This window comes from Blautia sp. MCC283 (assembly GCF_018785565.1).
Lineage (GTDB): Bacteria > Bacillota > Clostridia > Lachnospirales > Lachnospiraceae > Blautia_A.
The window spans coordinates 169689-176453 of the sequence record NZ_WQQB01000028.1; the positions used below are offsets into that span (position 1 = coordinate 169689).

The following is a 6765-nucleotide window of genomic DNA, read 5'->3' on the forward strand; positions in this document are numbered from 1 at the left end:
TGCTCTTATTGTACCATAAAAAGCAATGAAAAAGAAGCAGGAAACCCAGCATTTACAAGGGATTTCAGACATGATACAGGATGAAAAGCTCCTCCGTTTCTGTTGGCTGGCATAGATGTTTTACGCGATCATTCCGTAGGCTTGAATGCCTTTGGTTGTTCGATTTCAAGCCCGGACATGAGCCAATCGAATTGCTGCCAGGTCAATTGTTTTACTTCCAACTGATTTCTGGGCCAGCGGAATCTGCCCTGGACTTCCATACGTTTATACAGCAGCACAAATCCGTCAGATTCCCAGAGCAAAGCTTTGATCCTGTCACAACGTTTTCCACAGAAAAGATACAGGGCACTTCGCCTTGGATCCATATGGAGTTGATCCTCTACAATAGCACACAGCCCGTCAATGGATTTCCGCATATCCGTTCTGTCTGTTACGATATAGATTTCATCGGCGGCTGTGATATCCCCTAACATTCCAACTCCTTCACAATGCGAAGCGTTTGAGCCAGAAGCTGAGGATCTGTTCCATTTGGTATTGTTAGATGAAAGCTTCCTACAGACAGCTTCATTGGCTCTGCTACAGAAAGGTTATTTCTTTCCGTAGCTGCCGGAATTATATTTAATGGCTGTTCATAAGGAATCGGGTCAGTATCATGAAAATCCACCCTGACAACTTCCTGGCTTTCTGGTGCACGATAGGTGCTTCCAGTTGACGCCGGCAAATCCACACAACCTTTCTGACGCAGTCTTTTTACCCAGTTGTAAAAAGTTCCTGGCTTAATATCATGTTCCACACACCATTGATGATCTGTCAATCCACTTTGACGGCATTCCATGATGAGACGGTATTGTTCTTCAGCAGGTATTCTTTTGCTTCTCATGAGCACACCTCCATAACTTGAATAGAGTAAAATGCTCGCATCTATCATTTCTAGCAAGAGAAAATGAAGTGAAATGCTTGCATTCTCTAATGATTATTATGGATTGATTTTTAGGGCAACACAATCCGTCGAATTATTTTGCGCTTACTCTGCCTTTGCCTTCTTCTCTTCCAGGGATGCCACTTCTTTTTCGGCCTTTTTCAGAGCAGTCTTCTTCTCTTTCAGTGTGTTCTTCTGCTCTTCAATCGCTTTCTGGATGGATACGATCTCAGTATTCAGAGATGCAATAGTCTCCTGCTTCTCTGCTATCTGGGTTGAATAGTTGGTATTGGTTTTGGGAAGGTTTTTGCTGCCTTTCGTTCTGGGCATATGTGATAACCTCTTTCCTTTTTTAGTGGTGGTTTAAGTATAACACTGTGTTGGGGTGCGGGGAATATTTGCCTTTATCAATCGATTTTCATACCAGAATTTATCCAATTATCAAATCCAGTTTTAATAATATTCGCAGTGTAATAATCTCCCTCTCCCTCGTCTTTATGATATGTAAACCATCCTTTGGGATTCTTGTCAGGATCATTCTTTATCAGCTGATCAATCATATTATTGTAACTACACGACCCAAAAACAATTGCTGGATTCCCATCTTTATTTCCATAATTAGCATAATGACAGGCTCTTGTTACAGCTTTTCCAATCCATATTTTACTGTTAATTCCGACACCTTTTCGTCCAGCTTTAACTACCAATTCTTGAGCTGAGGATAAACCAATTCCAACTTTAATTTCTGGTAAGCTGTGTTGCTTAAGGAGTTTGTTAAGCATCTTCATAAATGTATTTACATAAAAGCATTTATCTGCGCACTCATATATGTCAGTTTTCAAAGGACTGGTGTATACCGCATATACACAATCTCCGCGAATACCGATTTCTCGAAGATTATCGTCATCTCTCAAAATCTCAATAATCTCTGAGGAAAAACTTCGGAAAACCTTAGCCAATTTTTCCTTATCCTCATCCGCACACAGTTCTGTTGAATCGCGCATATCTACGAAAATAGCACTAACCCAACTATAATAACCGTTTGTGAATGTAAAATCATCGTCATTAGGAAGTTTATCTTGCTCTACAACTTCCATATCGTTGTCTAAAATTTCTTCTAACCTTTGCTTACCCGCTTTGTAATCATAATCTGCCATTAGCTTTTCTATCCCTCAATACAAATAGATTCCAATTAGAAGCATCACTATGAACGCAATAAATCCAATTATCGTCCATTTAATTCCTTTATTGTAGTTAATATGTTTTTCATTTGCTATTTTCGAATTTATGTACACTTGAGAAAGAAGATCTTTCAAATAGTCTTCTTTTTTTATGCTCAATATATCATTCTGAAAAATCTGATAGGACGGCCTATTGCTTATTTTTCCGAAAAACAGAACTGAATCTGTTATCAAACCAGGTTGCTGGTAAATGTTGGAGTTAATTCTTGCAACTAATGTTAAAATTAATCGTACAATACCATAACACAGCATGAATACAGAACTTCCAAGGAATACAATATATATAACCGTACAAAAATTTGCTGGCGGAAAAATATTCTGCAGCACCTTATACATTTCTGCCATGCCATCATTTGTGAAAATAATTGTTAATAAAACTCCTGTCAATGCAAGCACTGTACCCGCTTTTGAATCACAACTATTTATCCAACCATTTATTCTATCGAGTGAGGCTTTCGCCTCTTCTATTTGTTCCTCTGTGTCCAATGTATCTACTATTGTTGTTCCTGCCATTGTGGAAATCCTTTCACAATCCATTTATCAAATTCATTTATTGTAGCCATATCATCACATCTTCGCCGATCGTAAGACCGTTGCCTGCTGCTCACCACGAAGAGGTGTGTGATTATCCGAGCAACGTAGGGAGCTACCGCTCCTAGTATATCACAATTTCATCCAGTTTTACAGACGCTTTCTTGCCTTCATCACCGCGCAATACATCAATCCGCCGAGCAATCCGCCGACTGTGTTATAGAAAATGTCCGATAGTTGGAACGTACCCAAGCGAAGTAATAACTGCAGCATCTCAATGCTCACCGAAAAGATAAATGCTATCTTTCCGCTTTGCCACAGTATCTTCTTCCAGCCGCTTCCTATCTTTTCTTCGAACGTCCACATCACTACAGAACTAAACGGCACCATCATGATTACATTCTCGATGCACTCGGTGGTCAGCTTCTGTTCGCCGTTCACTGTCTCCCAGATGCCCCAGCCACCCATGACATCGGATAAAGGATTCATCCACAGGTTCCGGTTTAACAGGGTTCGGAACAGAACAAGTGAAGTCACAAAGGCCAAGAAGAATAGTTTTCTGAAGAACACGCTCTCTTTGAACTTCTGATACCAGGTCACTATGGCATTCTTCCAGCCTTTGCCTGCATGTATTGGCTCATAAGCATAAAGATAGAAAAACATGGCGAGGAAGGAAAGCAGGAGTTAAAATCCGAATGGCTCATACAGAGCAGTCAAGATGTTTGTGAGGATCTTTCCGAGTAAATCAATCGTTTCTTTCATCGTCGTTTACAGATCACTGAACAAGTCAGCCTTGTACACACCGTTCTCCAGCATCTTCTTAAAGCTGTCCTTTACGGCCGCAACATCTTCATGGTAGGTCATGCCGTACCAGGTGTCGTTGGTCTTCAGAACCTTCACAGACATCTTGCCCTGCTCCAACAGCTCACCGATGAAAATCGGAATCAGATACTCCGCTTTCAGCGGATTCTCAGGTACTTCCTTCGCGAAAAACTCTTTAAAACCCTGCTCCAGAACATCCAGAAAATCAGAAGTCAATCCCCACATGTTCATAGATACCAGAGAATTTACATCCACAGCCACTCCGTCTGTTTCTGCTCCAGTTGCAGTCTTTACAATATTCTTGGTTTCTACAACTTCGGTCAAGTTTCCCTTCTCGTCCATCTTACAGATACCGCGAGTCACACCACCATTATCGGACAGAGTGTTCTTCAGCACAAAGCCTGCCATGCAGGACTTTCCGCCGTTCACCAGATACTCATGAACAGCCTTGAAGCCTTCCTTGCCATAGTAATCGTCTGCGTTAATGACGATGAACGGAGTTTTAATTACATCCTTTGCTACAAGCACAGCCTGACCGGTTCCCCACGGCTTTGTCCGGCCTTCCGGCAGAGTTCCCGGGATATCGTTGATATCCTGGAAAGCGTAGTCCACAGTTACATCATGAGACGCGCAAATAGAGGCAATGCGGTCTCCGATGACTTCTTTAAACTCCTTCTCGATATCCTTGCGGATGATAAATACCACATGATTGAAACCAGCTTCAATCGCATCATGGATGGAATAGTCCATGATGATATGTCCAGCATCATCCACTGGCTCCAACTGCTTGATTCCTGTTCCAAAACGGCTGCCGATTCCGGCGGCCATGATAAGTAATGTTGTGTTCATATTCTCTCCTTACTGTGCTCGCAATTTAATCAAACCCCAAAAATCATTCTAGGCTATCTTCACTGCAAATACTTGTCTACGAACTCTAGTACAGAAGACAGTGTGTCAGCTTGTCCAAAATCTTCGTTCTTAGCATCTGTTCCGGCTCCATTAACCAGAATTGCTTTGCATCCGGCCGCTAATCCAGCTTTAATATCGTTCTCACCATCACCAATCATATAGCTCTGGCTCAAATCGATATTATAATCATCCGCCGCCTTTAGCAACATTCCCGGCTTCGGTTTACGACAATCGCATTCAATCTTCAATTCTGGTACTTCACCTTCATATCCCTTGTGTGGATGATGAGGGCAATAATAGATTGCATCAAGGTAGGCTCCCTGCAAGCCGAGTTCTGTCTCCATCTTATTATGGATTTCCTCCAGTTCCTGGAATGCCACCTCTCCTCTAGCAACAACAGGCTGATTTGTGACTACAATTGCAAGATAACCAGACGCATTAATTTTCTTGATTGCCTCTGCCACACCATCAATCAACTCAAAGTCATTAATGTTTCTAAGGAACCCAACATATTTATTGATCGTACCATCCCGGTCGAGGAACACTGCTTTCTGCTTGTTTGAAAGATTCTTAGCCGATACTCTTCCTGCTTTGAAATCCTCTTCTACCTGATGGAAGCGGTCAGGTGTTCCCATATCTTTTACATACTCTGGCGAATCATAGCAGAACATCTTACCGGTTCCCGCCAGCGGTTTCAAAAGCTGACGATCCAAATCAACTTTTACAGTCTTCCCTGTCGTCTTGTCCACAGTGCCAATTTTATCTGCATCAATTGCCACCATATCAAGGACTTTAGGATCAATCACATGCAGACCTGCATTGACTCTATTCTTATAATATGTCGGGCGAACATCTTCCTTTGCCAGCCAAGACTGAACCGACATATCCTTTTCCGCTATGATGAGTCCACTATCGTAAGGATGGTTATTCGGATGAGTAAACAGCGTCACCAATCCACTATGTTCCTGATGAAATCTTACCATGCGGTTGAAATCAACATCAAAAACGGCATCCGCATTCAAAAGAAGAAACGGCGCTTCCCCTAGTTGCTCTCGTAGCTTAAAAAGTGCACCCGCGTTTCCGAGAGGTGTAATTTCGTTGTAATACTGGATTGACACACCCAACTTAGAACCATCTCCAAAATGGTTCATGATTTTGTCTCCCATATGGGAAACTGTCATAATGATATCTTTAAATCCCTGATCTCTCAACGAGATAAGCTCTCGTTCAAGAACCGGAATACCTTCAATCGGAATCAAAGGCTTCGGAATATCAGGGAATAATTCAGATATTCGAGTTCCTCGCCCTCCGGCCATTATTACTGTCTTCATAAAGCTAATCTCCATTTACATATTCATTTCAAGCAAATCAAATGAATTTTCGTATTATTTTAAATTTATTTGACATTTTCACCACTAAAAATGCAGTACAAATCGACATTATCATGCTAATAACTACTTTAACCCATCCATTACACGCAATTTCAAAATGTTCTAACGAACCAACGGCAAAAATAATCCATGGATGGCATAAATATATCACCGTACTTATGTTTCTTGCATTCTTGTTTGCTTCTATTTGAGGTAGACTAATCATAAATGCTACTAATACAATTGCCGCAATGACGGTAGTAAAGGTAATATTGATTATACACTCACTATCAATTTTACTTACTAAAATTCCCTCTACATATAAAACAATAATAGCGACTGGTAGGATTAATTTCAAAATCCTTATATTTCTTATTTTACTTTCATAATCAGCCAAGCATTTTCCGACTGCAACCAAAAAAGAACCCATAAAAAAACCATTTCGGGTAGTAAGGAATATACTGTAGTACAAATTTGGGAAACTTACACCATACGTATCCGTGAGAATTCCAATAATCATTAATACAGTCGTTAATAGCATTAAAGCAAATTTTCTATTTTTCATTACATACACTACATACATAGCCACAATCAATGATGGCAAATACCAGAGATGGTAAAATGTTCCATCAAAAAGTGCTTTTTGGACAAAATCTACTAATGCAACAGGAAACCTTATTCCGTCTTTTAAGTAATTATAAATATTAAGTGGCAAATAAATAACAGCCCAACACCCATATAGTTTCAGAATACGCAAAAACTGTTTTCTTAGTCTCTCCCTATTGACCGTTTTTTTAAATAAAAGAAAACCAGACATTATAAAAAAGGATGTAACGCCAATTGTACTAATTGTATTGATTATATACACATGCCAGAATGTATTCGCACAAAAAAACTTCTGCCCGATATGTCTCAAGACAATAAGGAGTGCAAGTGATATCTTTAAAAGATCTAGGTTTCCGTACCCCCCCCC

Annotated in this window: 9 protein-coding genes; all 9 read right to left on the reverse strand. The window is 40.4% G+C overall.

Annotated features, from left to right (window positions below; translation table 11 throughout):
- Positions 1-128: 128 nt before the first annotated feature.
- Entirely contained in the window at positions 129-473 is a 345-nt protein-coding gene (gene tnpB, locus GPK81_RS10220; RefSeq protein ID WP_215706982.1) for an IS66 family insertion sequence element accessory protein TnpB, read from the reverse strand.
- A complete protein-coding gene (gene tnpA / locus GPK81_RS10225; protein WP_173759467.1) occupies positions 467-880 on the reverse strand; it encodes an IS66 family insertion sequence element accessory protein TnpA in 414 nt (137 codons plus the stop codon). The genes tnpB and tnpA overlap by 7 nt, the downstream gene beginning before the upstream one ends.
- A gap of 144 nt (positions 881-1024) precedes the next feature.
- Positions 1025-1249, reverse strand: coding sequence for a hypothetical protein (locus GPK81_RS10230; RefSeq protein WP_215706983.1), 225 nt, complete (start codon positions 1247-1249; stop codon positions 1025-1027).
- Between the two features lie 77 nt (positions 1250-1326).
- Positions 1327-2076, reverse strand: coding sequence for an adenylate/guanylate cyclase domain-containing protein (locus tag GPK81_RS10235; RefSeq protein WP_215706984.1), 750 nt, complete (start codon positions 2074-2076; stop codon positions 1327-1329).
- 15 nt (positions 2077-2091) lie between these two features.
- A complete protein-coding gene (locus GPK81_RS10240; RefSeq protein ID WP_215706985.1) occupies positions 2092-2673 on the reverse strand; it encodes a hypothetical protein in 582 nt (193 codons plus the stop codon).
- A gap of 168 nt (positions 2674-2841) precedes the next feature.
- Entirely contained in the window at positions 2842-3291 is a 450-nt protein-coding gene (locus tag GPK81_RS10245; protein ID WP_330627626.1) for a VanZ family protein, read from the reverse strand.
- 168 nt (positions 3292-3459) lie between these two features.
- On the reverse strand, positions 3460-4362 hold the full coding sequence (locus GPK81_RS10250; RefSeq protein ID WP_215706986.1) for a sugar phosphate nucleotidyltransferase: 903 nt from the start codon (positions 4360-4362) through the stop codon (positions 3460-3462).
- Between the two features lie 59 nt (positions 4363-4421).
- Complete coding sequence (gene gmhB, locus GPK81_RS10255; RefSeq protein WP_215706987.1) at positions 4422-5753, reverse strand: D-glycero-beta-D-manno-heptose 1,7-bisphosphate 7-phosphatase; 1332 nt, start codon at positions 5751-5753, stop codon at positions 4422-4424.
- Between the two features lie 37 nt (positions 5754-5790).
- Positions 5791-6765: acyltransferase family protein (locus tag GPK81_RS10260; RefSeq protein WP_215706988.1), on the reverse strand; the 975-nt coding region annotated here is incomplete at its 5' end.